Source organism: Christiangramia sp. LLG6405-1, assembly GCF_045055805.1.
Classification (GTDB): Bacteria; Bacteroidota; Bacteroidia; order Flavobacteriales; family Flavobacteriaceae; genus Christiangramia.
Genome location: NZ_CP159330.1, coordinates 2,264,220 through 2,290,920 on the forward strand (window position 1 = coordinate 2,264,220; position 26,701 = coordinate 2,290,920).

A 26,701-nucleotide genomic window follows, 5' to 3' on the forward strand; every position below is an offset into this window, starting at 1 on the left:
AATTCGATTATTATGGACAGTCTCATAGCTCAGCTGGTTAGAGCGCTACACTGATAATGTAGAGGTCGGCAGTTCGAGTCTGCCTGAGACTACTTGAAAGAGTAAGCCATCAGGTTTATAAGTTCATTTGAAACATTGAAAGGAAATTTTAGAGGTTGAGTAGCCGTTATAAGTACTGTTAACTAATAACTGGTTAGCTGGATACTAAAATAATGGGGGATTAGCTCAGCTGGCTAGAGCGCCTGCCTTGCACGCAGGAGGTCATCGGTTCGACTCCGATATTCTCCACGATTCCTAGAGATAGAGAGGGTTATAGTTTTTACAAACAACCAGGAAACATATGTTTTTAGTTTGTAGGATCATCGAGACTCTATCGTTATTACGGGAAAAAAGTTCATTGACATATTGAAGAAACAAAGAATACGAGAACACTATTAGATAGAAATATTTAATATAAGTAATACATTATAATACTTCTGTTCTAGCGTAAGTTAGAATAGATTAGAGCATTAAGCAAAGCGCATACAAGCTAGATAAGGGCGTATGGGGAATGCCTAGGCTCTCAGAGGCGAAGAAGGACGTGATAAGCTGCGAAAAGTCGTGGGGATTGGCACATACAAATTGATCCGCGAATATCCGAATGGGGCAACCCACTATATTGAAGATATAGTATCCGCAAGGAGGCGAACCCGGAGAACTGAAACATCTAAGTACCCGGAGGAAGAGAAAACAATAGTGATTGCGCTAGTAGCGGCGAGCGAACGCGCAGAAGCCCAAACCAATGAGTTTACGGACTTATTGGGGTTGTAGGACTGCAACATTGTTTGTACAATGAATTAGAACAAGTTGGAAAGCTTGGCCATAGACGGTGATAGCCCGGTATAGGAAAGTTGATATAAAGCATAGCAGTATCCTGAGTAGTGCGGGGCACGTGAAACCCTGTATGAATCCGGCGGGACCATCCGCCAAGGCTAAATACTCCTGAGAGACCGATAGTGAACCAGTACCGTGAGGGAAAGGTGAAAAGAACCCTGAATAAGGGAGTGAAATAGATCCTGAAACCATACGCTTACAAGCGGTCGGAGCCCTTTAGTGGGGTGACGGCGTGCCTTTTGCATAATGAGCCTACGAGTTACCGTTGCCAGCAAGGTTAAGCAGTTCAGCTGTGGAGCCGTAGCGAAAGCGAGTCTGAATAGGGCGCTTTAGTTGGTAGTGGTAGACGCGAAACCGTGTGATCTACCCTTGGGCAGGTTGAAGCTGTGGTAACACATAGTGGAGGACCGAACCCGTTGACGTTGAAAAGTCTTGGGATGACCTGAGGGTAGGGGTGAAAGGCCAATCAAACTCGGAAATAGCTCGTACTCCCCGAAATGCATTTAGGTGCAGCGATATAGATAGTTTTATAGAGGTAGAGCTACTGATTGGATGCGGGGGCTTCACCGCCTACCAATTCCTGACAAACTCCGAATGCTATAAAATGATTCATATCAGTGAGGGCATGGGTGCTAAGGTCCATGTCCGAGAGGGAAAGAACCCAGACCATCAGCTAAGGTCCCAAAATATATGTTAAGTTGAAGAAACGCGGTTGAACTGCCCAGACAGCTAGGATGTTGGCTTGGAAGCAGCCATTCATTTAAAGAGTGCGTAACAGCTCACTAGTCGAGCGGTTCGGCATGGATAATAATCGGGCATAAACATATTACCGAAGCTATGGACTATAGTTTACTATAGTGGTAGGGGAGCATTGTAACAGAGATGAAGGTGAGTCGCGAGGCTTGCTGGATCGGTTACAAAAGAAAATGTAGGCATAAGTAACGATAATGCGGGCGAGAAACCCGCACACCGAAAGACTAAGGTTTCCTCAGCTATGCTAATCAGCTGAGGGTTAGTCGGGACCTAAGGCGAACCCGAAAGGGGTAGTCGATGGACAAGCAGTTAATATTCTGCTACTTGCCCCACGTTAAAGCGGACGGAGGCGTAAATTTGGTGCGTACTGACGGAATAGTACGTTGAAGGGAGTGGTAACACCCCGATAGTACACAAAAGCTACGGCCGGCGTGATAATCCAGAGGAGCGACTTCCAAGAAAAGCGAGTGGAGGCAACCCGTACCCTAAACCGACACAGGTAGTTGGGATGAGAATTCTAAGGTGCTCGAGAGATTCATGGCTAAGGAACTAGGCAAAATTGGCCCGTAACTTCGGGAGAAGGGTCGCCCCCCTTATGGGGGGGCCGCAGTGAAAAGATCCAGGCGACTGTTTATCAAAAACACAGGGCTCTGCTAAATCGAAAGATGACGTATAGGGCCTGACACCTGCCCGGTGCTGGAAGGTTAAGGGGAGATGTTAGCTTCGGCGAAGCATTGAACTGAAGCCCCAGTAAACGGCGGCCGTAACTATAACGGTCCTAAGGTAGCGAAATTCCTTGTCGGGTAAGTTCCGACCTGCACGAATGGTGCAACGATCTGGATACTGTCTCAGCCATGAGCTCGGTGAAATTGTAGTATCGGTGAAGATGCCGATTACCCGCTGTGGGACGAAAAGACCCCGTGCACCTTTACTATAGCTTAGTATTGACTTTGAACAAGTGATGTGTAGGATAGGTAGGAGACTTTGAAGCTGCATCGCCAGGTGTGGTGGAGTCGTTGTTGAAATACTACCCTTTACTTGTTTAGAGCCTAACTTCCAATGGAAGGACAGTGCTTGGTGGGTAGTTTGACTGGGGTGGTCGCCTCCAAAAGAGTAACGGAGGCTTCTAAAGGTTCCCTCAGCACGCTTGGTAACCGTGCGTAGAGTGCAATGGCAAAAGGGAGCTTGACTGAGAGACATACAGGTCGATCAGGTACGAAAGTAGAGCATAGTGATCCGGTGACACCGCATGGAAGGGTCATCGCTCAAAGGATAAAAGGTACGCCGGGGATAACAGGCTGATCTCCCCCAAGAGCTCACATCGACGGGGGGGTTTGGCACCTCGATGTCGGCTCGTCACATCCTGGGGCTGGAGAAGGTCCCAAGGGTTGGGCTGTTCGCCCATTAAAGTGGCACGCGAGCTGGGTTCAGAACGTCGTGAGACAGTTCGGTCTCTATCTACAGTGGGCGTTAGAAATTTGAGTGGACCTGATCCTAGTACGAGAGGACCGGATTGGACGAACCTCTGGTGTATCTGTTGTTCCGCCAGGAGCACTGCAGAGTAGCTACGTTCGGAAGGGATAAGCGCTGAAAGCATATAAGCGCGAAACCCACCACAAGATGAGATTTCTTTAAAGGACCGTGGGAGACTACCACGTTGATAGGCTATAGGTGTAAAGGCAGTAATGTCATAGCCGAGTAGTACTAATAATCCGTAAAGCTTGATGCGCGATGGCTCTGAGGCCGCAAAACCTCAGAGCCGCCAAATGCTTATTTTATAAGTGTAGTACCGGTACTTGTAACTTTTTTGTTTCTTTAATTATGTCAACGATATTAGTTCTGAGAAATCAGAACAGTTTTAAGCTCGAAGCTTATAACTTACCTTTTAAGGTGGCTATAGCAACGGGGCTCACCTCTTCCCATCCCGAACAGAGTAGTTAAGCCCGTTAGCGCAGATGGTACTGCTGTATTGTGGGAGAGTATGTCGTCGCCTTCTTCTTAAGAACCCTTCATCATATCGATGAAGGGTTTTTTTATGCAATAAAGTTAAGGATTTGATGAATCGCTCTTTGGCTTCATAACAACTGACCATTAGTTTCAGAGGAATATTTGCTAGAAGATCAATTCATCTTAGATTTTAGTATATAGTTGGTAGACTTACCAATTGGATTTATCATTCAAAATATTATTTTGAACCTATATTTAAATCCCTACGAGTTAATTCTTTAAGCTCACATTTTAATACACTTCCTTTGATCTTAATAATACTAAATTATTAACAAGATAGAATCCTTATAGTGTCGGAACTAGGGTGTAATAATCTGTAATCTGTTTACCAAAAAGTGATAGGAGATCACTTTCAGTTTTGTCAGACTTATAAGATCTTAGCAAATTTGAGTTAGCTTATATTTTCAAATATCATTGATGTCCATTTTTCGGACTAAATTCCAGAGACAAGAATAATCAGTTTAAATACCTAATTCTTTAAAGGTCAGACGTAATTTAACTATATGAGACGTCTTTTAGCTCAAACCTTAATTGCTGCTTGTCTTATTAGTGAATGACTGACTATTATTCTTATAATATTCCTGAGAGCAGATGCGAGTTTCAGTACTCTTTAATTATCTATTAGGTATAACGATCACTAGGTTTACTGCAATGTAGAATTTCTTAACTATTTAATCAATTAACCTTCAGATTAGAGACCATACAAAAAAAACCACCACCAAAATAATGTGGTGGTTTACTTATATATTGGATTAGTCCTTAGGCAATAAAATCTTCTCCGAATTTGATCTCACGTAGATTTGAAACTTCATCTTCTCTGAACAATCTGGATTTAATTATAAATCTCAAGCCTAAAGGAATTTCTAGTGAAAAACTGGAGCCTCTGCCTTTCGTGACATCAACTGTAAGATGCGTATGTTTCCAGTATTCAAACTGATCTTTGCTCATAAAGAATTCACATCCATGTACGGTACCTAGCCAAACATCATTCTCATTAAGAAGCAGATCTCCTTTTTCCAGACACATGGGTGATGAGCCATCGCAACATCCTCCGCTTTGGTGAAACATCAAGTCTCCGTATCGTTCTTTTAATTTGTCGATGATACTAATAGCTTCTTCTGTTATATCTACCCGATTTGTCATATGACTTAGAAAAATCCCATTGCTTTCTTATCATAGGAGATTAGCATATTTTTAGTCTGCCTGTAATGATTAAGCATCATCTTATGGTTTTCTCTTCCTATACCAGATTTTTTATAGCCTCCAAAGGGTGCGTGCGCTGGATAATTATGATAGTTATTAACCCAGACCCGACCAGCTTGAATTGCTCTTGAAATTTGATAGGCCTGGTGCATATCTCTTGTCCATACACCTGCTCCCAAACCATATAAAGTATCGTTAGAAATTTCTATAGCTTCAGCTTCATCTTTAAACGTAGTAACGCAAAGTACAGGGCCAAAAATCTCCTCCTGAAAAACCCTCATCTTGTTGTTTCCTTTAAGTATGGTAGGCTGTACATAATATCCACCATCCAGTCCTTCATTGTAAGCCGCATCTCCACCGGTTAGTACTTCACAACCTTCTTCTTTCCCAATTTTGATGTAGTTTAGAATTTTTTCATACTGGTCGTTGGAGGCCTGTGCACCCATCATAGTTTCTGGATCCAGCGGGTGGCCTAATTTAATAGCCTTGGTACGTTCTATTACCCGTTCAATAAATTTGTCATAAATACTTTCCTGAACCAGCAATCTTGATGGGCATGTACAAACTTCACCCTGATTTAAAGCAAACATAACAGCTCCTTCTATACATTTATCGAAAAAATCATCGTCTGCTTCCATAATACTTTCAAAGAATACATTTGGTGATTTTCCTCCTAACTCCAGGGTTACAGGAGTTATATTCTTAGAGGCATATTGCATGATAAGTTGGCCGGTTGTTGTTTCGCCAGTGAATGCAACCTTATCAATTCTTGGACTTGAAGCCAGTGGTTTTCCTGCTTCTGCACCAAACCCATTAACTATATTCAGCACACCGGCTGGTAGAATATCCTGGATTAGTTCCATCCAAACCATAATGCCGACTGGAGTTTGTTCCGCAGGTTTTAATACTACACAATTACCAGCAGCAAGTGCAGGTGCTAGTTTCCAGGCAGCCATCAGTATAGGAAAATTCCACGGGATGATCTGTCCAACTACACCCAACGGCTCTGTAACATTTACACAAACGGTATTAGAATCCAGTTCAGCAACCGATCCTTCTTCTGCACGAATAACTCCAGCGAAATATCTAAAATGATCCACGGCCAATGGAAGATCTGCTGCTAGTGTTTCCCGAACAGCCTTTCCATTATCCCAGGTTTCTGCTCTGGCCAGATCTTCGAGATTGTTTTCCATTATATCTGCTATTTTCAACAATAGGTTACTTCTATAAGCTGCTGCAGATTTATTCCATTCTTTTGCGGCTTCCCAGGCTGCGTCAATTGCATTATTAACATCGTCTTCAGTGGATCTCGCCACCTTTGTAAAACTATTCCCGTCTACTGGAGAAATACTTTCAAAGTACTCACCTTTTACCGGAGCGGTCCATTTTCCTCCAATGAAGTTATCGTAAGTGTCTTTAAATTCTGGTTTTTGAATTCCTTTCTTTTCCGTGGTTTGTGTCGTACTCATGATCTGAATTTTAAGGTTATAAGAAATTTGCGAACGACTATAATTCGTCGCTTCTCAAAGTTAGATAATACTGAGATTAAAGCCCTGAACTATTCTATCGATATCCTGAACTATTCTGTAATAAACTGATATATCAATAAAAAACACTCCGTAAAATTGTATATTTAATACATCCACTTAGAATATATTGTCAATAGTTTATTTGTATGGAATTGTCTAATAAGTTTTTTCGTGATCGAAAGTTGCAAAGCCTAGTAGAAAATCAAACCTCTTACACGCTCAATAATGCCGCGTTACATATTTTCGAAACTCATACCCAAGCTGAGAAGGTAATTCTGGAGTTCGATCAACCGGTTCTTGCCAGTATGCTAAAAGGTAAAAAGATTATGCATTTAAAAGATAAGCAAGCTTTTGACTTTCTACCTGGGGAGTCTCTTATCCTCCCGTCACGGGAAGTTATGTGCATAGATTTCCCTGAGGCAAGGTCGAATAAACCTACGCAATGTCTTGCCATGGCTATTTCCGAAGAAAAAATTAAAAGAGTGCTATGCAGAATGAACGAGCAAATGCCTAAGGCTGATAATCTTGAATGGAGTCTTCTGGATTATAATTTCCATTTTACTAACGACCTTGGGATCTACCAGATTTTACAAAGATTGATGTTCCTGTTTACCGAAGAGCATCCTTCCAAAGATCTTTTCGTTGATAATATGCTGGAAGAACTAATTATCCGAATTCTTCAAACAAACTCAAGGAAAATCTATACTGAGAAAAGTATTGGGTTAGCTACCAGCAACCGGCTAGCGTATGTTGTAACATTTATAAGGTCTAATTTAAGTTCTAATATTTCTATAAGTGATTTGAGCAGGAAGGCTTGTATGAGTGAATCCAATTTCTATCGTGTGTTTAAGAATGAATTAGGAGTTTCACCTATTGATTTTATAAATAACGAGAGAATTAAACTTGCAGTAAGCCTTTTACAAGACAAAAAGAGAAGTATCAAGGAAATATATCGGGAATGTGGTTTTGAAAGCCGCTCTTATTTTAACCGGGTGTTTAAATCAAGAAAAAACATGGCTCCTGGAGATTATCAATCCAGATTACAATTTGACGCTTAGGATCAATTCTTAATATAGTCACTGAAATCTTCAAAGAACTCTTCCAGCTTCAACATGTTTTTCCCAAGAAATTCTTTGACGTCAGGCCAGTCCATCTGGCGATGAATATTCACACCTTCCTTCATTACAAATATTCTTGAGATCGTTTTACCTTCAGGCAATTCGTAATCCTTCTCATAACGGATCTCGGGAAGATAAGATTCTTTTAGCACCGATTTTAAGGATTCCAATTTTTCGAAATAGTAACTTCTTATAAATTCATCCTGATCCACGATATCTAGCGATACCATTGCAAATTTTCGGGTAAAGGAAAATTTTAATTGAACCTCCTTCATTTTAGTATTATACAACAGCCATTTATGTGGAAATTCTTTACCGAAGCTGGTCCAGAATTCCTGTCTGATCTTTTTTGATTCATCGTGGGAAAACATATCAGATAAAATAAGCGAGTAAAATCCCTAATATTATAACTCCCAGTTTAGAAGCATTAAAGGAATGATTTTTTGAGGATTCAAATAGGATCGTAGTAGATACATGAAGAAAAATACCAATAACTACTCCGTTGATCTCATCAGCATATCGGGCAATTTCAGGAATATTGTTTTTAAGCCAGTTTCCAAGGGGCGTCATGGCAGCGAATAAAGCCAGGAATATAAAAACTTTTGGTTTGCTGAGTTTACTCTGCACCAGGAATACTGAAAGAATTGCTGCAACGGGTATTTTGTGGATTACAACACCATGTAAAAGATGATTATCATGATCCATAGGAAAACCTTCAAGCAGAGAATGTATGCTCAAACTGATAAGGAGTGTAATTGGAAATGCTGCAGAATCTTTATTGTGGTGCATGTGACCATGTTCGGCGCCTTTAGACAAAAATTCCAGCACAATCTGCAATAAAAGTCCAAGCATGATAAATACACCAATATTCTCATTAGAAGAACCATAAACTTCTGGAAGTAATTCCAGTACAGTTACTGCCAGAAGATACGCTCCACTAAATGCCAGTAATAATTTAAAACCTGACGAACTTCCTGGTTTTAAAAATACTGAAATGATATATCCAGCGATGACAGCCAGGATGGGTAACAGGTAAATATATAAGCTTTCCGGCAACTTGAAATTCAATTAGGACAGGAACTGCGGTTTAGACTGAAGTATCCTGTAAATATTATCGTATGGGACAAAATTACTTTATTTTTGTGGTTCTTTAAAGCAGTACTATGGATAACTACAGAATGATTGCCAAGACTTTGTTTGGCTTCGAATCGATATTGGCAAAAGAACTTTTGGACCTTGGTGCAATGGATATCAAGGAGGGTAATCGAATGGTGAGTTTTGTTGGCGATAAAGGCTTTATGTACAAAGCTAATTTATGTCTTCGTACCGCTATTAAAGTTTTGAAGCCATACGAGAGCTTCACCGCAAATTCTGAAAAGGAGTTATACGATAATATTAAAAAATTACCTTGGGAAAAATTCATAGATGTGGAAGGTAGTCTTGCTATAGACTCTGCTGTGCATTCTGATATTTTCACGCATTCACAATATGTAGCTTTAAAATCCAAGGATGCAATCGTAGACAGATTCAGGGAGAAATTTGGTAAAAGACCAGATGTGGATCTTGATTTTCCAGATTTACGAATTAACATCCATATTGAGAATAATTTCTGTAATGTATCTTTTGACAGTTCCGGAGATAGTCTTCACAAACGCGGTTATAGAACTGCAACCAATATTGCGCCTATCAATGAGGTGCTTGCCGCGGGAATGCTGTTAATGTCTGGATGGGATGGACAATGTGATTTTCTGGATCCAATGTGCGGTAGTGGAACAATCCCAATCGAGGCAGCTATGATCGCGTGTAATATTCCGCCAAACCTAAACCGGAAGGAATTTGCATTCGAAAAATGGAATGATTGGGATGAAGATCTTTATGAAAAGATTGAAGCTTCAGCAATGAAAAAAGTGCGTGATTTCCATTTCAAGATCAGAGGTTATGATAAAGCTCCTTCCGCAGTAATGAAAGCTAAGGATAACGTAATCAACGCCAATCTGGGCGATTTTGTTGAAATTGAGCAGAAAAGCTTTTTCGAAAGTGTAAAGCAAAATGAGGGTTATCTTCATATGCTTTTCAATCCACCGTACGGTGAGCGACTTGAGATCGATATTGAAGATTTCTACGGAAAAATAGGGGACACCTTAAAACAGGGATATCCTGGCACCCATGCCTGGTTTATTGCTACCAATTTTGATGCGATTAAAAGTGTTGGGCTAAGAGCTTCCAGAAAGATAAAATTATATAACGGACCTCTTGAAGGACGTCTTCTGAAATATGTTCTTTACGAAGGTTCGAAGAAGAAGAGTAAGCAGGAGGACTAGTTCCTCGCTTTCTTGTAGAATGGGATCATGTAACTGATGGAGTAGCCAAAACCTGCTCCAAACTCGCTGGCATCATAAGTTCTCCCAAAACCGGGAATCGCAAGATTGTCCAGATTATTTGGTTCACTCTGACTAATTCTTCTCTTTAGCTGAACGTTTGCAGATAAGTATAGATTATTAATAATCTCTACCTTTATACCTACCATAACTTCAGCCCAGCTGGCTGTAAGTCCGGTAGATTCAATTTCCTCAGTATTAGTATTTACACCATAATAGTCTGTCGATGTATAAATAGTATATTCTTCCAGTGTTTGTGAAAAGGTGGCGAAACCATAACGAACACCTACAAAAATCACATTTTGCATATCCAGCCAATTCTCGTAGGCATTGTAGTCTCCACCCAGCTTTATATAACTTCCATTGGATAGGGTTTGAATATTATCCCCTTCAAAAGTTATCTTCTCGTTTCCAAGTTCTGCAGCAACATAAAAATTGTCATAGAAACGATAGTCTCCAACTAATTCAATCCCGCTATAATTATCATCAAAGACACTTCTTATGGGTTTACTAATATCGACTCCAACCCGAATCCCGTACTTCTCATTATAATTTACGGTATCCTTTGTGCTGGATTGTTCCTGAGCGCTTGAAAGGAGGGACGTGCAAAATATTAGAATGAAGCTAGAAAAATATCGAAACATGGGCATTATTTTGATCGTCAATATTAGTTTCCAGAATCTGTATGTTTTGTATCCAGGATTCTTCACCACCTTCTAAATTCACCTTCAGCCCAACGTAATTAGCTTTGTAGGCGCAGGCGCGATTTAAATATTTCTCCTGGACTGTATAGGAAAAACGTAGAATATCTATGTTTTGCGCATTTTCCCCGTCTTCCTGTTCATCAGGATCTTCTCCTTCTTCAGGAATTTCCGCAGTATTTAATATAAACTCAAGGTTCGTTTCACCAGAATCTGTTCGCAATGGGATCGCAATACTATCCTGTGAATATCTAAAATAGGTTAGGGTGCTGCTATTAGATCGAATACTCACAAAAGTGGTATCATCTCCAACCTCACGAATACTTAAATTCTGAGGTGCTTTGGCTAACTGCTGATCTTCAATATCATAAAATCGAAGGATCAGAAACGGAGTAATATCTGCCGACTCCGGGCAAATATCATCTCTCTGGCATCCGGCTAGAAAAACCATAGAGAGTAAGCCAAAAAGTAAAAACCTAGTGTTCATTATTTTTATCGTTTTTCCAGAAGGACAACATTTTCCACGTGGTGAGTTTGCGGGAACATATCCACAGCTCTTGTTTTGGTAACCTTATAATGTTCATCCATTAAAGAAAGATCTCTGGCCTGTGTAGCAGAATTACAGCTAACATACACAATTTTTTCAGGCATTATCCCCAATATCTGGGCTACAACATCTTTGTGCATTCCATCACGTGGTGGATCTGTAATGATCACATCAGGTTTACCATGTTGTGCGATAAAGCTTTCAGTAAAAACTTTACGCATATCTCCCACATAGAACTCTGTATTTTCAATATTGTTGCGTTCAGCATTTTCCCGTGCATCTTTGATCGCTTCAGGAACAGCTTCTACACCAATTACTTTTTTTGCATTTTTAGCTACGAATTGGGCGATGGTACCGGTCCCAGTATAAAGATCATACACCAGTTCGTCACCTTTAAGATCTGCATATTCCCGTGTGATCTTGTAAAGATTGTAAGCCTGTTCAGAATTAGTCTGGTAAAAAGATTTAGCATTGATCTTGAATTTAAGACCTTCCATTTCCTCAAAAATATGGTCGCGACCTTTAAAACAGATCACTTCCTGATCGTAGATAGTGTCATTTCCTTTATTGTTGATCACATATTGTAGTGAAGTGATCTCAGGAAATTCGGTACTTAAAGCATTCAAGAGTAGTTCTCTCTTTACTTTATCTTCTGCATAGAATTGAATAAGTACCATGATCTCACCGGTGGAAGTGGTTCTAATCATAAGGGTACGCAATAAACCTTCCTGGTTTCTTGTATTAAAGAAAGTGATTTCATTCTTAGTAGCGAAATCTCTGGTGAAATTTCGAATGGCATTACTTGGATCAGCCTGTAAATGACATTTTTTGATGTCAAGTATTTTATCCCACATTCCCGGAATATGGAATCCAAGGGCATTTCGGTCTTCAATATTTTCACCGCTTTGAATTTCATCTATGGTGAGCCATCTACTATCACTGAAAGAGAACTCCATTTTATTCCGGTAAAAATAGATCTCATCGCTTCCAAGAATTGGAGTTACCTCAGGCAATTCAATTTTACCAAGGCGTTGAAGATTATTTACCACCTCATTCTGTTTGTATTCAAGCTGAAACTTATACTCCATATTCTGCCATTTGCAACCTCCGCAGGTTCCAAAATGCTGGCAAACAGGTTCTGTTCTTTTATCTGAAAGTTTATGGAACTCAACTGCAGTTCCCTGGTAATATGATTTTCTTTTTCTGGTGGTTTGAATATCTGCAACATCGCCAGGAACGGCATTGTCTATAAAGATCACTCTTCCATCTGGAGATTTACCAATTGCCTTACCTTTGGCTCCGGCATCTACCACTTCAATTTCGGTAAATAACTTGTTCTTGTTTCTTCTTGCCATAGCGCAAAAATAGGATAATTAACAAGATTTAAAGAGAGGCCAGTTGAAATTTTCAGCAAACATTTAGTAATTTGCAGCAATACCAATTTACAGGATGATTTCTCTCCAAATAGCGCTAATTCAAGCGAAAAAGTAGGAATAACCAAACACTAATTCAAAAAATTAAGAACTAACATGCCATTACCTAAAGTCAATTCTTCAGATGAAGCGATACAACTGGAAGATCAACATGGAGCCCATAATTACCATCCATTACCTGCAGTATTAAGTAAGGGAGAGGGTGTTCATGTCTGGGATGTTGAAGGCAAAAAATATTATGATTTTCTATCGGCTTATTCCGCAGTAAATCAAGGGCATTGTCATCCAAAGATCGTTGGTGCAATGTATGAACAAGCCTCGAAACTAGCTCTTACTTCAAGAGCTTTTCATAATGATGTTCTTGGAGCTTACGAAAAGTATGCTACAGAATATTTCGGTTTCGATAAGATCTTACCAATGAACACTGGTGCAGAGGCAGTGGAAACGGCTATCAAGATTGCTCGTAAGTGGGCTTATGAGAAAAAAGGCGTGAAAGAAACAGAAGCCCAGATTATCGTTGCTGAAAATAATTTCCACGGAAGAACCACTACAATCATTTCTTTTTCGAATGATGAGGGAGCTCGAAAGAACTTTGGTCCTTATACACCAGGTTTCATTAAGATCAATTATGATGATGTAGATGCATTGGAAGAGGCGATAGAAAATAATCCGAATATCGCTGGTTTCCTTATTGAACCAATCCAGGGAGAAGCAGGTGTTTATACTCCTACAGATGACTACATGAGAAGAGTGAAAGAGATCTGTAACAAGAATAACGTATTATTCATGGCAGATGAGATACAAACAGGGATTGCCAGAACTGGTGGTTTATTGGCTGTTTGTGGTCACTGTACCTGTGAAAATCACTGTGAAAGACAGGAAGAAACTTATAGCAAACCTGATATTCTTATATTAGGTAAAGCACTTTCTGGTGGGAATTACCCGGTATCTGCAGTACTTGCAGATGATGCAGTGATGGAAGTTATCAAGCCTGGACAGCATGGTTCTACATTTGGAGGTAACCCGGTTGCCGCTGCCGTGGCTGTTGCAGCTCTGGATGTGGTTAAAGATGAGAATCTTATTCAGAATGCTAGAAAGCTAGGTAATTTGTTCAGACAACTGCTGGATGATTATATCAAAGAAAGTAATATAGTGGAGCTTGTAAGAGGACGCGGACTGCTAAACGCTATTGTTATCAACGATTCTCCAGATAGTACAACTGCCTGGGATATTTGTATGGCACTTAAGGAAAATGGTTTACTGGCTAAACCAACGCACGGTAATATAATTCGTTTTGCTCCGCCGTTAGTGATGAATGAAGAACAATTAAGAGATTGTGTCAATATCATTGTCAAAACTCTTAAGCAATTCGAAAAGTAATTGCATTTCAATCAATAAAAAACCCGCTATTTAGCGGGTTTTTTTATTTTATCTTAACAGGATATTATCCTCCATATTCTCTTAAAATTTCTCTTTGCATCTCTTCTACACCTTCCATTCCACCAAAGACAATTAAACTTACAATGGTAATTACAATAGAAATACCACTAAGTACAAGACCTATAATTGCCAGGATTTTCCCAGTCTTTACGTTGTTATACCCCGTATATAGGTGAGGATCGGTATTATAAATTTCCATTGCACGCCTAGACATCACTAATGCGATAATTCCGAAGATGATTCCCGCAATTCCGTAGCAGCAGCAACCTACGATTGATAAAATTCCGAAGACGAGGATTAGGGTTGAATTTGGTAATTCTCTTTGTTCCATTGGTAGTTAGTTATTGGTTAATTAAATATATAAAACATTTTGTACAGGTAAGCTCCGGCGATGATGACCCCGTTAAAAATTATAAGACCAATTTTAATAGTATGGTCATGCCGGAATTTAAAAAACAGATTAAAGATGACAAAAACTAGTAATAGAATGATGCTATAGATGGCTGGATACATGTGAAATGCACCTTCGAAATTACCTTGAAGCAACAAAGCTATAGAACGCTGAGCTCCGCATCCGGTACAATCAATACCAAAGACGCTTTTGTTCAGGCAGGGCAGCATGTATTCTTCTATCGAACTCAATTTCTGATTCTTATTTTTTTGCTGATCTCTATTTGATCATGAGTTTTTACCTTCACAATATAAATAGCATTACTCAAATTCCCGGTAGGATATAAAAATTCTTTTTCCCTGTTTTGCAGAACTTGCTGATATACCTGCTTTCCCTGCAGATCATAAATGCTTACCTGTGTGATCCAGCTGTTGTAAAATAGTTTTATTTCAAGTTGCTCCAGTTTGTTATTTTGAAATATTTCTATGGAATTAAGAAGAACGCGTGGTGGTTTGGAGTCGAATACTTTTAAGTCTTCTGTCTCTGGATTCTGAGTGTTACCTACTTCAGGACTTTCTTCTTCTGTATTTTGCTGCTCTTCATTACTTTCGGATTCATCAGGCTTCTCAGTGTTTTCTGCTTGTTCAGGTAATTTTTCAATAAAACTGAGGTAGAACCTGTCCTTGTATTGTCCTGCTGGGAGGCTTAAGCTTAAACTACCAGAACGAATTCCGAAATACAAATTCTGTTCGGCATCATATATAAATACTCTGTCTGGATCAAAATTTTTCAAATCTGAAATGCTAAATTCCACTTCTGTATTCTCCTTCAGTTGAGGTAGTAGCGGGATCAGTTTCTCATCTATTTTCGGCTGAACATTAATGACGTAGTTAATATCGTTAAGGTCCCAGAAAATGTCGTTGGATTTCTGCTCCATACTTTTAGCATCCATACCATGATCAACCTGATCTGTAGACCTTTCATCAAAGCCAAGTATCAGATTTTTTTCATGTGAAGAGTTGAAGGTAACTTTTAAAGTCAGAGTAGTGCTCTCTTGCTCCTGCGAAGTCTTGAAGATCGGGATTTGATCATCACCCTTATAGATTCTGTGACTGTTTGTGAAGCGTAATATTCCATCCTGCTTTCCAATAACCATAAATCCCTGGCCAATTGGCGACGGACTCCTATTGACTTCTGCTCCTCGAAAAAGCTCTGCACCAGATTCATTTCTGAAAATTGGTGGTGCGTATTGTCTTAAACCAGGTGAATATGTGCCATAGCCTCCTACATAATCTGAAAGATAATGAGAATTAACTTCAGCTTTGGAATCCCAGAAATAAGCAATTCCTGTAGTAGCTTTATTTTCAAGTAAAAATCGATCCAGATCAAACAATGAGGGATAAGGATTTCCAATAAGCAGAATCTGGTCTTTTTTTATAGGTATTTCAATTAGACCATTATTTGGGATGCCTCTAAAATCGTAGAGCTGGGCATTTCCGGGATTAATTGCTTCAGATTTAATCATACCGAGATTAATACCATTCACCCCTTTCATGCTGAAACCCTCGCCTGGCAGAAGATCGAATTGATTTCCCAGGTACTGCCAGTTTGAATAACCGGTTCCGGAGAATGCATAAAGCCATCTATTCGATATTTGCAGTGGATTGGATGTACCGTTAAGATCTGGAATAAGAGATGCTTTATCGGAGTTTAATTCATCTATTGGTGCGAATATATAATCGACTAAACTTTGCTCTGTACTTCTAACGGCTACAGGTAAACTCCAGTAATTATAATCGAAAGCTGAAGATCTGCCACGTTGGTAAACTGAAAGTTTTCCAGTCCCTGTATTCTTATTAGAATCGCTTTCACCCTGCAGCAGTCCGGCATTGTTACGAAGGTATACGCCTGCTTTCGATCCGGGATCTTTCTGATCTATAGAAATTTCCTTCTCTACGTAAAGCAGCCTGTTTTGGACATAGACGTAGTGTTCTGCTTCCGCAGAAGATGTGATAGATAATTGTGCAAATACAGAGCCCGCACTAAAAATCAGCAGAAAAAGCAAGGTGTGCTTCACGAAAGCTATAAATTTGCAATAAATGTAATCATAAATCGAATTCGCCGAATTCTGTAATATGATTTAATTGTTTGAAAATGAATAATTCTCAGGTTCTAAATACGATACTTATCTTTCTTGGTGGTGCGCTGCTTCTTTATGCCATATCTGTTGATGATGTAAGTCCGTACTTTAAAATAATAGGTCTAATCATTATTATGCTTGGGCTTTATCGTGCGACTAATTACTGGGTTGCGACTAAAGATGACCACGAAGGGCAAAATGAAAGTGATAAATGATGCTGAAAAAAGGAGATAGAGTAGAGGTGATCGATGATGCCCTTGCTGGTGTAGTTCATGATGTTCAGAATGAAAGGATTACTATAAAGACTGAAGACGGATTCTTAATGAACTTTGAGGCGCAGGAACTGGTAAAGATTGAGGATTCACTTGCCATTGAAGATGTATCAGATTTTGATATGGAGCAGGTGATCAGGCAAAAAACTCCTGATAAGCCAAGAAGATCAGAACGAATCAAACCAAAGGAGCGAAATGCTCCTCCTATGGAAGTAGATTTACACATTCATCAGTTGGTAAGATCCAGCCGACATATGTCTAACCATGAAATGCTGAATTTACAGTTGGATCATGCCCGTCATAAACTGGAATTTGCCATTGAAAAGCGTATTCCGAAAATCGTATTTATACACGGCAAAGGCGAAGGTGTTCTTAAGATGGAACTGGAATATCTCTTAGGAAGATACTCCAACGTGAAATTTTATGATGCAGATTATCAGAAATATGGTCTTGGCGCTACCGAAGTATATGTCTTTCAGAATGCTTAATTAGAAGTTTCTTCATCAGTTTCTTCTGTTTCTTCTGTTTCCTCTTCTTCATCATCACAATTCTCAACCGTATTAGGACACAATTCGAATGGAATATTTGTCTCATTCAGGGAGCCTAATTGATAAGAACTATAGCTAATTGTTTCTCCAGATCCATCATCGGTTCTGGTCAGGCTAAAATTACGCAATGTTACAATATAGCCATAATTCCTTGTGATATTGTGTGGAATATATTCATTATGCTGGATGAATTCAGTTTGCTGATCATTCAGATAATTTGGAACACCATCCCCGGTACTACTAAATAATTCTGGATTCGTTAGTCCATCGTTCTCGCTTACTTCCAATCTTGTTAGAACACCATCTCCATCATCATCATCATCCAGATAATTTGGTATACCATCTCCGTCTAAATCAACTTCTCCATTATCATCCAATATGGAATCTTCATTTACTAAACGTTCTACGCGCGTAACAACATTATCACCGTCATCATCGCGGTCCAGGTAATCTGGGATTCCATCACCGTCAGTATCTCGTTGTGGTTCTTCATTCCAACCTTCCTCTAAATTAGAGAGACCATCGTCATCTGGATCTGCATCACCGGTTTCGTCTGTAAACCTGGTAGCGATAGTCACAGTTCCATCAGAGCCACTCACATATTCTGCCGTTGGAACTGGTTCACTTGGAGGAACAACCTGGCAAAAATAGGTGCTACCATTAATCTGTCCATTATATATACGGTAAACTACCCTATTTGAACTATTTAGAGAGAAGGTGATGTTTTCAGAAGTATTGGTAATAAAATTTCCAGAATCATCGGTAGTAATATCGCTATCATTGAATTCCAGAGAGATCGATTCGTTTACATCATCATTATTAGTAGCATAGATCACAAACTTATTCGGGCCTTCACAAAACTGAAGTGTACTGTCCTCAAAATCAAAGTCGGTTACAATGATATCTCCATCATCACAGGAAGTAAGCAGGCCTAGCAGCGCAATCGCGATCAAAAAACGTTTCATTCTGTTGCTTTTTAAACAAAAATACAGGAATCAAAGATATGAGGAAGAGATGTAGGAAGTTATTTTATTTCCATTAATTTTGCGGCCATGAAAAATGTCTATTTTGATTCTGCAGCTACCACCCAGATTCGGGATGAAGTGGTCGATAAAATGACCAGCGTTTTAAAAGAAAACTATGGAAATCCATCTTCCACACATAGCTTCGGAAGATCTTCCAAAACCCTGATCGAGCAGGCCAGAAAATCTGTTGCTAAGATTCTTAATGTAAAAGCATCTGAGATCGTATTTACTTCCGGAGGGACTGAAGCAGATAATCTTGCTTTGAATTCTGCCGTAAGGGATCTGGGTGTTCGAAGGATCATTACTTCCAAAATCGAGCATCACGCGGTACTTTATACTGTTAATCAACTTCAGGACTGTTTTGATATCGAGGTAGAATATGTTTCCCTGGATTCCAAAGGTCATGTGGATCTTAAAGATCTTGAGGAGCGATTAAAATCTTCAGATTCCAAGACACTGGTAAGCCTGATGCACGTGAATAATGAGATTGGTAATATGCTGGATCTTAAGAAAACCGCGAATTTGGTAAAATCTTATAACGCACTTTTTCATTCAGATACCGTACAATCTGTGGGTCACTTTAAGCTTGATTTCGAAGAAATCCCTGTCGACTTTACCGCGGTAAGTGCTCATAAATTTCATGGACCAAAAGGTGTTGGCTTTGCTTATGTGCGTCGCAACTCTGGTTTGAAACCGTTAATTTTTGGTGGGGAGCAGGAGCGAGGTCACCGTGCAGGAACTGAAGGTGTGCACAATATTGTGGGTCTGGAAGAGGCTTTAAAACTTGCCTATCAGGATCTGGACAAAGAACAGGCTTATGTAAAAGGTCTAAAACAACATTTTATAGATAAACTGAAGCAGGAGATTCCTGGTGTAAGTTTCAATGGTGCCTGTGAAGATCATACTCAAAGTACATATACTTTATTGAACGTTTGTCTGCCTGTAACCCAGGAGAAGGCTTTAATGCTTTTATTTCAGCTGGATTTAAAAGGGATTGCCTGTTCTAAAGGAAGTGCCTGCCAGAGCGGTAGTGACACGGGTAGTCACGTGTTAAATGCATTTTGTTCTGAAGAGGATTTGAAAAAACCATCCTTGCGTTTTTCATTTTCCCGATACAATACTAAAGAAGAAATTGACTACGTAGTAGCTACTTTAAAAGATTTTATAGAAAGCTAAACTACAGTATAATAATATAAAAAAGCCCGGATCATCGATTCGGGCTTTTTCTGTTTTATATACCTGGTTTATTTTCTGAAGAACTTCGCAGTATAAGTCGTCGTATTGCCTACATTATCATTTACGATGATCTTTAGATCATTCTCAGTTTCGGTCACTACATCATCTGAAAAGTGATGTGTGAGTGTATTGTTTTTGTACTCATATTCCATCAAAATGAACTTTCCATTTACCGTTGCTCTGAAATCCTGAATTCCTGAAAGATCATCCGTTATTTTAACCTTTAAGCTTTCATTGCCAGAGATCCATTGACCATCGTAGAAATTAACTGGTCTTACGCTCGGGGCATTCGTATCCTGCGCTAATCGATAATTACCAAATGTTCTGGTGCCTGTGGTAAAGCGATTTCCTTTTTTATACGTTGTCGAGTAGTTCAATCTGCCGTTATTTGAAACACGTGCAATAAATGTTTTCGCTTTATCTTCTTCGGAAAGATCACTTACATCAAAACCTATGGTGAAGTTTTTATGTAAAGGTATTTCATCGCGATGTACCGTTACAACATCATCACTGAAGTTGATGTCAAGAAAGGTGTCATTATATAAACTACCACCAGGAATATATACATCCATTTTTCCTCCTTTTGCAGATAACCCACTTTCACTAGAGGCTAGGTATTCCGTTTCCAATTTTTCTCTTTTAACGATCTTATCACTAATCTGTCCTTTAATTGGAATGCGGATAAGCTTTTCATTGCCTTTAAGATCTGTTACTCTTATAATATATTGATAATCGAGACTATCTTTAATATTAAGCAATCCCTCGTTCTGCATATTTCCATAGATACTTAAAGGATTACTTGGGGTTTTATAAAGGCGTTGTATTCTACTTCTATTGGTGGCGTAATATTCGTAATCGATCAATTGATTAAGATGCCTGGTTTCAGCAAAAGAAAATTTTTCAAAGTTTATTTCGAAAACTTCTTCTCCGTTCAGGTTTGATTCTATTTTAAAAACACCATTTTGATTGTAAGCACCATCTTGCTGATCTACAGTGGTAATACCAAAACCTATTTCACCACAAGCTTCAACTTCAGGAACTGCAAATGTTCCGTCATTTTGAGGAATTAATTTTAATTTTTGTCGGTTTTGAGAATTATTTACATGTGCATCTTCTCCAAGAGGGTAGGCAAAAATTCCTTGAATCATAGGAGGTTTTGAGTCGGCAACATCCAGACCAAATAATTGAGCATTCATGGGGCGCTGGCTTCCATCCCTGATTTCGAAATGGAGATGCGGGCCTCCGCTACCACCTGTATTTCCGCTATAGGCGATCAACTCTCCTTTTTCAACTTTAAGTTCTCCAGGTTCAGGGAAAAGTTCTATTTCGTAAGATTCCTTAGCATATTGCTGATTCCGCAGATAATCCTTCAGCTTTGGAGATAACTTCTGAAGATGTCCGTACACTGTAGTGTAACCATTTGGATGCTGGATGTAAAGAGCCTTTCCGTAGCCATAATGCTGAATATTGATTCGGCTAATATATCCTTCCGCAGCAGCATTTACTTCAAGACCTTCACGCTGCTGGGTCTTAATATCGAGTCCGCTATGGAAATGATTAGACCTTAATTCACCAAAGGTTCCAGCCAGAACGATGGGGACATTAAGCGGATTTTCAAAATAATCCTGAGGTAATTCTTTTTGGGAGTGAACCTGAATACAGATTAAGGATAACAGGAATAATAAGGCTTTCTTCATAGATCTGGGGACTTTTTCATTTTCAAAGCAGCTGTAAAGTTAATTAAAGTTCTATCAATATTAAATGGCTTGCCTACAGAGAATTACTAACATTGTTCATTATTATTTTAAATCACCTGAAAAAGTATTGGGATATTTCAAAGCGTATGTTAACTTTGTAAGGGTTCACATCGGTTTTAGCGATTATGAGTGATATGACAGAAATAGTTGATAACCTGGAGAATAAGATCAGTAACCTCCTTCATAGATATGAATCTGTGAGGCAGTCCAATGAATCTTTACAAGAGGAATTAATTTCTGTAAGATCTGAGTATGAGAAGCTGGAGGGAGATTTACAACTTTCCAGGGATCAGATTCAAACTCTAAAAGCTGCGAACGCGATGCTTGGCAGTACCGAACATAAGACAGAAACGAAGCTCAAAATAAATAGCCTGATTCGGGAAATCGATCAGTGCATCGTTCAGTTATCTGAATAAATTAGGATGGAAGATAAACTGAAAATTAAAATATCGATCGCAGACCGCGTGTATCCGTTAACCATTCAGCCCAGCCAGGAGGAAGGTTTACGTAAGGCAGCGAAAAAGATCGAAGCGATGATCAAACAGTTTGAGCAGAATTATGCTGTGCGTGATAAGCAGGATGTATTAGCCATGTGTGCTTTACAATTTGCGGCTCAAACAGAGCAGAAGAATATAGATAAGTCGAGTGAAATGATTGAAGCAGAAGATAAGTTGAAGGAACTTAACGATCTGTTACATGAACATTTAAGCTCATAAGTTCATAAAATATAATAAAGGTTACTGCCTGTATTAGTGCTTTTTTGATAAACTCAACACGAATTCTTTAAAGAGGGTAAGTCTATGTTGTAAAAGCGTGCCGTGTCCCTTTACCGGGAGAGCGGATTCTTGATCAGCTTGTTAGCCCTAAACTTGATTTTAAGGAGTTTAATCCAAAACACAGCTAATACAGGCTTTTTTTTTACATCTAATTCAATATAAATGGAAATACTGATAATAATTGTTGCAGCAGTTGTGGGCCTCGCGTTAGGCTTTGCGATTGCAAAAATGCTTGAAAAGAAACAGGCTTCTAATACGATCGCCAGTGCTAAGAAAGAGGCAAATTCCATCGTGAAGGAAGCCAAAGCAGAAGGGGAGAGCATTAAAAAAGATAAAATTCTTCAGGCGAAAGAAAAGTTTATTGAATTAAAGTCTGAGCATGAAAAAGTGATCTTATCCAGGGATAAGAAGATTGGTGATGCAGAGAAAAGGATTAAGGATAAAGAGTCTCATGTTTCTAATGAGCTAAGCAAGAATAAAAAGCTAAACAAAGATCTTGAAGGTAAACTTGCAGATTATAATCATCGTGTAGATTATTTAGATAAGCGCCAGGAAGAGATCGATAAACTTCATAATAGCAAAGTGCAGCAACTGGAGGTTATCTCCGGACTTTCTGCGGAAGATGCTAAAGCACAACTTATAGAATCACTGAAGGATACTGCAAAGGCAGATGCGATGTCATTGATCCAGGATACGGTTGAAGAAGCTAAACTAACTGCGCAGCAGGAAGCGAAGAAGATTATTATCAACACCATCCAGCGAATTGGAACTGAAGAAGCTATTGATAATTGCGTTTCAGTATTCAACCTTGAAAGTGACGACGTGAAAGGTCGAATTATTGGTCGTGAGGGTCGGAATATTAGAGCTCTGGAAGCAGCAACAGGAGTTGAGATCATCGTTGATGATACTCCAGAGGCAATCATTCTAAGCTGTTTCGATTCTGTTCGTAGAGAAGTTGCGAGATTATCTCTTCACAAATTAGTGACCGATGGTAGAATTCACCCGGCACGTATTGAAGAAGTAGTTAAGAAAACACGCAAACAGATCGAAGAAGAAATAATTGACATAGGTAAAAGAACTGTGATCGATCTTGGTATTCACGGTTTACAGCCAGAATTGATCAAAATGGTAGGAAGAATGAAATATCGTTCTTCTTATGGACAGAACCTGCTGCAACACTCTAGAGAAGTTGCCAAACTTTGTGGAGTAATGGCTTCAGAACTTGGTTTAAATCCAAAATTAGCTAAGAGAGCGGGATTACTGCATGATATAGGTAAAGTTCCGGAAACGGAAACCGAAGTGCCTCACGCGATTCTTGGTATGCAATGGGCAGAGAAGCATGGTGAAAAGTCGGAAGTATGTAATGCTATTGGAGCTCACCACGACGAGATCGAAATGAATTCACTATTATCACCAATCGTTCAGGTTTGTGATGCCATTAGTGGTGCCAGACCAGGAGCAAGAAGACAGGTGCTTGATTCTTATATTCAGCGTTTAAAGGACCTTGAGGAGATAGCCTTTGGTTTTGGCGGAGTGAAGAAAGCTTATGCGATCCAGGCTGGGCGTGAACTTCGAGTGATCGTTGAAAGCGAAAAGGTTTCTGATGATAAAGCTGCGAACTTATCTTTCGAGATCTCCCAGAAGATACAGACAGATATGACTTATCCAGGACAGGTGAAGATCACCGTGATCCGGGAAACAAGAGCAGTCAATGTTGCAAAATAAACGTTGAAAGCATATATAAAAAAAAGGCCGTTCTTTCGAACGGCCTTTTTTTTGTTCTGTACTCTTAATCATTATAGATGTTCTCATACGAGTTTCCTTCCATCTCGAAGAATTTCCCCGTAACATATCTAAAGTGATCATCAAGATCTGCGATCTGTTTCAAATCATCTTCATCGAGTTGGAAACCGGCACTTTGTAGATTTTCCTTGATCCTACCTTCATTAGTGGACTTTGGAATCACAGCAGTGCCTCTTTGCTCGCTCCATTTGATCAAGATCTGTCCGGCTGACGCTCCGTGTTTCTTCGCAATTTTATTAATTACAGGATTTTCAAGCAGAGAAGGTTCGTCATCAGCTTTCATTTCATCGCTACGATCACCACTACCTAGCGGAGAATAACCTGTCACATTAATCCCATTTTTACTACAGAATTCCAATAGCTTATACTGTTGCAAATAAGGATGAAGTTCAACCTGATTCATTTCAGGTGCGTGGTCTGTATCGTTCATAAGTTCCTCCAGTTTTTCAATACTAAAATTGGAAACTCCAATATGCTTTACCAGGCCTTGCTCTTTAGCTTTTACCATTTCCGTCCAGGTCTCAATAAGTGGTACTTCCTCCAGAGATAGAAAATCTTCTGCCTTTTCAGGAAATGATACATCAGGTTTAAAAGCTACCGGCCAGTGAATAAGGTAAAGATCAAGATACTCCAGCTGTAAATCTTTTAAAGTCTGTTTTAGAGCTGGAATGACATCTTCCTTTTTATGAGCGTTGTTCCATAATTTAGAAGTAACCCATACATCTTCACGTTTGATATCACCTTTGCCAAAAACTTCAGCAAATGCCTCACCAACTTCAGCTTCGTTACCGTAAGTGGCGGCACAATCAATATGTTTATACCCATTGTTCAGGGCGACTTTTACGGCGTTCGCTACTTCACCTTTTTCAGATTTCCAGGTTCCAAGACCTATGGCATCCATATGGTCTCCATTCTTAAATTTTAAAGTCTTCATAATTCAATTTTTTATGAAGTTAAGGATTTATAGAGCGAGCGAAAAGTCCTGAAATTGGTTTAGCAGAACTTTAATATCTAGCGACGGGGATGGAAGCTTTCCATGACTTCCCTTAAATGCGATCTGTCTACATGTACATAGACTTCAGTAGTTGTAATGCTCTCATGTCCTAACATTTGCTGAATGGCTCTTAGATCGGCCCCATTTTCCAGTAGATGGGTTGCAAAGGAATGGCGAAAGGTATGCGGACTCACATTTTTGCTAATACCGGCTTCCTTGGTAAGTTTTCTAACTATCGTGAAAATCATAGCTCGCGTTAATTGTCTTCCTCTACGATTCAGGAAAAGCGTATCGCTGTATTCGTCTTTTATTGCCTGATGTGGACGAACTTCATCCTTATACAGAGTGATATATTTTATGGTGTATTCTGAAATAGGAACAAAACGCTGTTTATTTCCTTTACCGGTTATTTTAATGAAGCCTTCATCGAAGAACAGATCAGACATTTTGAGTTCGGTAAGTTCAGAAACACGCAATCCACAACCGTATAAGGTTTCGATAATGGCGCGATTTCTTTCGCCTTCAGCTTTACCAAGATCTATCGCCCGTATAATTCTATCAACTTCTTCCGTAGATATAATATCGGGAAGTTTTCGTCCTGTCTTTGGAGATTCAATAAGTTCCATAGGATTTTGTTCCCGGTAGTTTTCAAAGACCAGGTAATCAAAAAAGCTTCGCAAACCGGAAATTAATCTAGATTGAGATCGCGCATTAAGGTTTGAAGAAACATCATAAATGAACTTTTGAATGATCTCTTCGGAAATTTGATCGGGACCTACTCCAATTACATTAACATTAAGAAACTTCTGAAGTTTTCTTACGTCCAATTGGTAGTTGGAAATGGAATTATCTGATAATCCACGTTCAAGCTTAAGGTAGTTGGTATAATCCTTTAAGGCATGCTCCCATTTCATGTGTTAAAGATAGTAATTACGGGGCATCAGTCTTAATAATACTTTATGCTTGCATAACTTTTTGTTAACAGGTTGTATCCTACTTTTGGCGGAAATAAAAATTAATAATGATGAAAAAAACAGTTTTATTAGTAGCCGTTGCGTTGATGGGATTTGTATCTAATTCGTTCGCACAGGAAAGTTGGAGTTTTGGTGTGAAGGGTGGTGTAAACTTTTCTACTGTAACTGGAGATTACTTTAAAGATCCAAGTCATAGAACAGCTTTTAATGTTGGTGTTCTTGCTGAAATTCCTGTAGCAAACAGACTATCTATTCAGCCGGAGGTATTATATTCTGCACAGGGATACGATTTTGCTTCAATCGATGAGGATAACATTTTCGATATTGACGACAACATTGAATACCAATTAGATTATATCCAGGTACCTGTACTTGCCAAAGTATACGTAACTGATGGATTGAGTGTTCAGGCTGGTCCTTCTTTTAACTTCAATGTGAATGAAGAAATCGATTATTCTCCAACAGAGAACGGTGGCGATATCGAGCTTGAAGATCAGGTAAAGGATTTCGAAATTGGAGCAGCTGCAGGTTTGGAGTACAAGCTTAATAGCGGATTCTTTATACAGGGTAGATATACTTACGGTTTTACCGAAGTATTTGATGGATCTGATGCTCACAATTCAGTTTGGCAGGCAGGTATTGGATACCAGTTCTAGTCTATTGACAAATCAGTATTATAAAGCGGACGTTGTCCGCTTTTTTTATGTCAAAAAATTTGAAGGAAAATTTCTACAAGTATATAATATTATTAGTTTTGGCGGTCTAACTACAAATTCAATCAAGTAATCTTAAAAACAATTATG

The 26,701-nt window shown here is 39.2% G+C and carries 24 protein-coding genes, 2 tRNA genes, 2 rRNA genes and 1 other RNA gene; 15 read left to right on the forward strand and 14 right to left on the reverse strand.

Annotation, left to right across the window (positions count from 1 at the left end; all coding sequences use genetic code 11):
* Positions 1 to 18: 18 nt before the first annotated feature.
* The 4 genes from ABVM50_RS10365 (at position 19) to rrf (ending at position 3,622) form a co-directional block, all read left to right on the forward strand.
* Positions 19 to 92 (forward strand) — tRNA-Ile (locus tag ABVM50_RS10365).
* A gap of 122 nt (positions 93 to 214) precedes the next feature.
* Positions 215 to 288 (forward strand) — tRNA-Ala (locus ABVM50_RS10370).
* A gap of 233 nt (positions 289 to 521) precedes the next feature.
* Positions 522 to 3,355: ribosomal RNA gene (locus ABVM50_RS10375) — 23S ribosomal RNA — on the forward strand.
* Between the two features lie 157 nt (positions 3,356 to 3,512).
* A 5S ribosomal RNA gene (gene rrf, locus ABVM50_RS10380) occupies positions 3,513 to 3,622 on the forward strand.
* 770 nt (positions 3,623 to 4,392) lie between these two features.
* Here rrf and ABVM50_RS10385 read toward each other — a convergent pair.
* Together ABVM50_RS10385 and ABVM50_RS10390 are read right to left on the reverse strand one after the other, a co-directional pair.
* Complete coding sequence (locus ABVM50_RS10385) at positions 4,393 to 4,776, reverse strand: DUF779 domain-containing protein (RefSeq protein WP_405198506.1); 384 nt, start codon at positions 4,774 to 4,776, stop codon at positions 4,393 to 4,395.
* Positions 4,777 to 4,781: 5 nt separating this feature from the next.
* The gene (locus ABVM50_RS10390; protein ID WP_405198507.1) at positions 4,782 to 6,305 is read right to left on the reverse strand and encodes an aldehyde dehydrogenase family protein; all 1,524 of its coding nucleotides are present in this window, start codon (positions 6,303 to 6,305) and stop codon (positions 4,782 to 4,784) included.
* 206 nt (positions 6,306 to 6,511) lie between these two features.
* Here ABVM50_RS10390 and ABVM50_RS10395 point away from each other — a divergent pair, with 206 nt between their 5' ends.
* Complete coding sequence (locus ABVM50_RS10395; RefSeq protein ID WP_405198508.1) at positions 6,512 to 7,423, forward strand: AraC family transcriptional regulator; 912 nt, start codon at positions 6,512 to 6,514, stop codon at positions 7,421 to 7,423.
* 2 nt (positions 7,424 to 7,425) lie between these two features.
* Here the strand turns inward: ABVM50_RS10395 and ABVM50_RS10400 are convergent, their stop codons facing one another.
* The gene (locus tag ABVM50_RS10400) at positions 7,426 to 7,854 is read right to left on the reverse strand and encodes a DUF4268 domain-containing protein (protein WP_405198509.1); all 429 of its coding nucleotides are present in this window, start codon (positions 7,852 to 7,854) and stop codon (positions 7,426 to 7,428) included.
* 1 nt (position 7,855) lies between these two features.
* Positions 7,856 to 8,539 (reverse strand): ZIP family metal transporter, encoded by a 684-nt coding sequence (locus tag ABVM50_RS10405; RefSeq protein ID WP_405198510.1) that lies wholly within the window; start codon positions 8,537 to 8,539, stop codon positions 7,856 to 7,858.
* Positions 8,540 to 8,646: 107 nt separating this feature from the next.
* Between ABVM50_RS10405 and ABVM50_RS10410 the strand changes: the two genes are divergently transcribed.
* Entirely contained in the window at positions 8,647 to 9,804 is a 1,158-nt protein-coding gene (locus ABVM50_RS10410; protein ID WP_405198511.1) for a class I SAM-dependent RNA methyltransferase, read from the forward strand.
* Here the strand turns inward: ABVM50_RS10410 and ABVM50_RS10415 are convergent.
* Genes ABVM50_RS10415 through rlmD form a run of 3 tightly spaced genes read right to left on the reverse strand, consistent with a single transcriptional unit; the run spans position 9,801 to position 12,464 of the window.
* Positions 9,801 to 10,505, reverse strand: coding sequence for a DUF6048 family protein (locus ABVM50_RS10415; protein WP_405198512.1), 705 nt, complete (start codon positions 10,503 to 10,505; stop codon positions 9,801 to 9,803). The genes ABVM50_RS10410 and ABVM50_RS10415 overlap by 4 nt on opposite strands.
* Positions 10,486 to 11,049: a DUF6452 family protein gene (locus ABVM50_RS10420; RefSeq protein ID WP_405198513.1), complete on the reverse strand. Its 564-nt coding sequence runs from the start codon at positions 11,047 to 11,049 to the stop codon at positions 10,486 to 10,488. Before ABVM50_RS10420 ends, ABVM50_RS10415 begins: the two co-directional genes overlap by 20 nt.
* Before the next feature lie 5 nt (positions 11,050 to 11,054).
* The gene (gene rlmD / locus ABVM50_RS10425; protein ID WP_405198514.1) at positions 11,055 to 12,464 is read right to left on the reverse strand and encodes a 23S rRNA (uracil(1939)-C(5))-methyltransferase RlmD; all 1,410 of its coding nucleotides are present in this window, start codon (positions 12,462 to 12,464) and stop codon (positions 11,055 to 11,057) included.
* A 174-nt stretch (positions 12,465 to 12,638) separates the two neighbouring features.
* Here rlmD and rocD point away from each other — a divergent pair, with 174 nt between their 5' ends.
* On the forward strand, positions 12,639 to 13,922 hold the full coding sequence (gene rocD / locus ABVM50_RS10430) for an ornithine--oxo-acid transaminase (protein ID WP_405198515.1): 1,284 nt from the start codon (positions 12,639 to 12,641) through the stop codon (positions 13,920 to 13,922).
* A gap of 64 nt (positions 13,923 to 13,986) precedes the next feature.
* On the opposite strand, the gene ABVM50_RS10435 is transcribed toward rocD, so the two are convergent.
* From ABVM50_RS10435 to ABVM50_RS10445, 3 genes are read right to left on the reverse strand one after another with little or no spacing between them, the layout of a single operon-like run.
* Positions 13,987 to 14,313 (reverse strand): CCC motif membrane protein, encoded by a 327-nt coding sequence (locus ABVM50_RS10435; protein WP_405198516.1) that lies wholly within the window; start codon positions 14,311 to 14,313, stop codon positions 13,987 to 13,989.
* A 17-nt stretch (positions 14,314 to 14,330) separates the two neighbouring features.
* Entirely contained in the window at positions 14,331 to 14,624 is a 294-nt protein-coding gene (locus tag ABVM50_RS10440; RefSeq protein ID WP_405198517.1) for a DUF2752 domain-containing protein, read from the reverse strand.
* Positions 14,621 to 16,450 carry a T9SS type A sorting domain-containing protein gene (locus ABVM50_RS10445; protein ID WP_405198518.1) on the reverse strand — a complete coding sequence of 610 codons (1,830 nt, stop codon included), beginning with the start codon at positions 16,448 to 16,450 and terminating at the stop codon, positions 14,621 to 14,623. The genes ABVM50_RS10440 and ABVM50_RS10445 overlap by 4 nt, the downstream gene beginning before the upstream one ends.
* Positions 16,451 to 16,527: 77 nt before the next feature.
* Between ABVM50_RS10445 and ABVM50_RS10450 the strand changes: the two genes are divergently transcribed.
* Together ABVM50_RS10450 and ABVM50_RS10455 are read left to right on the forward strand one after the other, a co-directional pair.
* Positions 16,528 to 16,728: a hypothetical protein gene (locus ABVM50_RS10450; RefSeq protein ID WP_405198519.1), complete on the forward strand. Its 201-nt coding sequence runs from the start codon at positions 16,528 to 16,530 to the stop codon at positions 16,726 to 16,728.
* Positions 16,725 to 17,273: a Smr/MutS family protein gene (locus tag ABVM50_RS10455; protein WP_405198520.1), complete on the forward strand. Its 549-nt coding sequence runs from the start codon at positions 16,725 to 16,727 to the stop codon at positions 17,271 to 17,273. The genes ABVM50_RS10450 and ABVM50_RS10455 overlap by 4 nt, the downstream gene beginning before the upstream one ends.
* Here ABVM50_RS10455 and ABVM50_RS10460 read toward each other — a convergent pair.
* Positions 17,270 to 18,298, reverse strand: a complete 1,029-nt coding sequence (locus ABVM50_RS10460) for a hypothetical protein (protein WP_405198521.1) — start codon at positions 18,296 to 18,298, stop codon at positions 17,270 to 17,272. The two genes, ABVM50_RS10455 and ABVM50_RS10460, sit on opposite strands and share 4 nt — an antisense overlap.
* A gap of 87 nt (positions 18,299 to 18,385) precedes the next feature.
* Here ABVM50_RS10460 and ABVM50_RS10465 point away from each other — a divergent pair, with 87 nt between their 5' ends.
* Positions 18,386 to 19,534, forward strand: a complete 1,149-nt coding sequence (locus tag ABVM50_RS10465) for a cysteine desulfurase family protein (protein WP_405198522.1) — start codon at positions 18,386 to 18,388, stop codon at positions 19,532 to 19,534.
* A gap of 68 nt (positions 19,535 to 19,602) precedes the next feature.
* Here the strand turns inward: ABVM50_RS10465 and ABVM50_RS10470 are convergent, their stop codons facing one another.
* A complete protein-coding gene (locus tag ABVM50_RS10470) occupies positions 19,603 to 21,291 on the reverse strand; it encodes a M23 family metallopeptidase (protein ID WP_405198523.1) in 1,689 nt (562 codons plus the stop codon).
* 185 nt (positions 21,292 to 21,476) lie between these two features.
* Between ABVM50_RS10470 and ABVM50_RS10475 the strand changes: the two genes are divergently transcribed.
* The 4 genes from ABVM50_RS10475 to rny all read left to right on the forward strand — a co-directional run bounded on the left by ABVM50_RS10475 (position 21,477) and on the right by rny (position 23,852).
* Entirely contained in the window at positions 21,477 to 21,767 is a 291-nt protein-coding gene (locus tag ABVM50_RS10475; protein WP_405198524.1) for a hypothetical protein, read from the forward strand.
* Between the two features lie 6 nt (positions 21,768 to 21,773).
* Positions 21,774 to 22,067, forward strand: a complete 294-nt coding sequence (locus tag ABVM50_RS10480; protein WP_405198525.1) for a cell division protein ZapA — start codon at positions 21,774 to 21,776, stop codon at positions 22,065 to 22,067.
* Between the two features lie 51 nt (positions 22,068 to 22,118).
* Positions 22,119 to 22,237, forward strand: a non-coding RNA gene (gene ssrS / locus ABVM50_RS10485) — 6S RNA.
* Between the two features lie 52 nt (positions 22,238 to 22,289).
* Entirely contained in the window at positions 22,290 to 23,852 is a 1,563-nt protein-coding gene (gene rny, locus ABVM50_RS10490) for a ribonuclease Y (RefSeq protein WP_405198526.1), read from the forward strand.
* Between the two features lie 64 nt (positions 23,853 to 23,916).
* Here the strand turns inward: rny and ABVM50_RS10495 are convergent, their stop codons facing one another.
* Together ABVM50_RS10495 and xerD are read right to left on the reverse strand one after the other, a co-directional pair.
* The gene (locus tag ABVM50_RS10495; protein WP_405198527.1) at positions 23,917 to 24,864 is read right to left on the reverse strand and encodes an aldo/keto reductase; all 948 of its coding nucleotides are present in this window, start codon (positions 24,862 to 24,864) and stop codon (positions 23,917 to 23,919) included.
* Between the two features lie 77 nt (positions 24,865 to 24,941).
* Positions 24,942 to 25,838, reverse strand: coding sequence for a site-specific tyrosine recombinase XerD (xerD, locus tag ABVM50_RS10500; protein ID WP_405198528.1), 897 nt, complete (start codon positions 25,836 to 25,838; stop codon positions 24,942 to 24,944).
* Positions 25,839 to 25,948: 110 nt separating this feature from the next.
* Between xerD and ABVM50_RS10505 the strand changes: the two genes are divergently transcribed.
* On the forward strand, positions 25,949 to 26,554 hold the full coding sequence (locus ABVM50_RS10505; RefSeq protein ID WP_405198529.1) for a porin family protein: 606 nt from the start codon (positions 25,949 to 25,951) through the stop codon (positions 26,552 to 26,554).
* The last annotated feature ends 147 nt before the right edge of the window (positions 26,555 to 26,701 follow it).

What these genes read in the sequence shown, in the direction of transcription:
- ABVM50_RS10410 (WP_405198511.1), top strand. Translation starts at nt 8,647, where the DNA reads ATGGATAACTACAGAATGATTGCCAAGACTTTGTTTGGCTTCGAATCG.
- ABVM50_RS10470 (WP_405198523.1), bottom strand. Translation starts at nt 21,291, where the DNA reads ATGAAGAAAGCCTTATTATTCCTGTTATCCTTAATCTGTATTCAGGTT.
- ABVM50_RS10455 (WP_405198520.1), top strand. Translation starts at nt 16,725, where the DNA reads ATGATGCTGAAAAAAGGAGATAGAGTAGAGGTGATCGATGATGCCCTT.
- ABVM50_RS10390 (WP_405198507.1), bottom strand. Translation starts at nt 6,305, where the DNA reads ATGAGTACGACACAAACCACGGAAAAGAAAGGAATTCAAAAACCAGAA.
- ABVM50_RS10385 (WP_405198506.1), bottom strand. Translation starts at nt 4,776, where the DNA reads ATGACAAATCGGGTAGATATAACAGAAGAAGCTATTAGTATCATCGAC.
- ABVM50_RS10420 (WP_405198513.1), bottom strand. Translation starts at nt 11,049, where the DNA reads ATGAACACTAGGTTTTTACTTTTTGGCTTACTCTCTATGGTTTTTCTA.
- ABVM50_RS10505 (WP_405198529.1), top strand. Translation starts at nt 25,949, where the DNA reads ATGAAAAAAACAGTTTTATTAGTAGCCGTTGCGTTGATGGGATTTGTA.
- rocD (WP_405198515.1), top strand. Translation starts at nt 12,639, where the DNA reads ATGCCATTACCTAAAGTCAATTCTTCAGATGAAGCGATACAACTGGAA.
- ABVM50_RS10395 (WP_405198508.1), top strand. Translation starts at nt 6,512, where the DNA reads ATGGAATTGTCTAATAAGTTTTTTCGTGATCGAAAGTTGCAAAGCCTA.
- ABVM50_RS10495 (WP_405198527.1), bottom strand. Translation starts at nt 24,864, where the DNA reads ATGAAGACTTTAAAATTTAAGAATGGAGACCATATGGATGCCATAGGT.
- ABVM50_RS10450 (WP_405198519.1), top strand. Translation starts at nt 16,528, where the DNA reads ATGAATAATTCTCAGGTTCTAAATACGATACTTATCTTTCTTGGTGGT.
- ABVM50_RS10480 (WP_405198525.1), top strand. Translation starts at nt 21,774, where the DNA reads ATGGAAGATAAACTGAAAATTAAAATATCGATCGCAGACCGCGTGTAT.
- rny (WP_405198526.1), top strand. Translation starts at nt 22,290, where the DNA reads ATGGAAATACTGATAATAATTGTTGCAGCAGTTGTGGGCCTCGCGTTA.
- ABVM50_RS10415 (WP_405198512.1), bottom strand. Translation starts at nt 10,505, where the DNA reads ATGTTTCGATATTTTTCTAGCTTCATTCTAATATTTTGCACGTCCCTC.
- ABVM50_RS10435 (WP_405198516.1), bottom strand. Translation starts at nt 14,313, where the DNA reads ATGGAACAAAGAGAATTACCAAATTCAACCCTAATCCTCGTCTTCGGA.
- ABVM50_RS10475 (WP_405198524.1), top strand. Translation starts at nt 21,477, where the DNA reads ATGAGTGATATGACAGAAATAGTTGATAACCTGGAGAATAAGATCAGT.
- ABVM50_RS10460 (WP_405198521.1), bottom strand. Translation starts at nt 18,298, where the DNA reads ATGAAACGTTTTTTGATCGCGATTGCGCTGCTAGGCCTGCTTACTTCC.
- rlmD (WP_405198514.1), bottom strand. Translation starts at nt 12,464, where the DNA reads ATGGCAAGAAGAAACAAGAACAAGTTATTTACCGAAATTGAAGTGGTA.
- xerD (WP_405198528.1), bottom strand. Translation starts at nt 25,838, where the DNA reads ATGAAATGGGAGCATGCCTTAAAGGATTATACCAACTACCTTAAGCTT.
- ABVM50_RS10465 (WP_405198522.1), top strand. Translation starts at nt 18,386, where the DNA reads ATGAAAAATGTCTATTTTGATTCTGCAGCTACCACCCAGATTCGGGAT.
- ABVM50_RS10400 (WP_405198509.1), bottom strand. Translation starts at nt 7,854, where the DNA reads ATGTTTTCCCACGATGAATCAAAAAAGATCAGACAGGAATTCTGGACC.